This is a genomic window from Erwinia sp. ErVv1, from assembly GCF_900068895.1.
Classification (GTDB): Bacteria; Pseudomonadota; Gammaproteobacteria; order Enterobacterales; family Enterobacteriaceae; genus Erwinia.
This window is the reverse complement of sequence record NZ_CDPK01000004.1, coordinates 45,272-45,531: the sequence shown is the minus strand read 5'-3', so window position 1 is coordinate 45,531 and position 260 is coordinate 45,272.

Here is a 260-nt window from a genome sequence, read left to right as displayed (position 1 = left end):
TTTCCCCGCCGAATTTTGGGCCCCGTAAATATCTTCAACTAATCCCGTTCTGGCCAAAGGGGGCAGCAATATTGCACGCTGCATCTGATGCGGGTTTGACCTTGAAAGCCGTAAAGCCAGTGCCCCTGACGTAGGTTATTAGATCGCTCAGTGCCAGAACACTGGCAGGCTACTCAGCGGCCAGAAGGCGGTGTTGCGGAGCAGATAAGCCGGGTCTCTGCCGCAGGGATGCGGCAGTGAAGCCCCCAGGGATGGGTTTA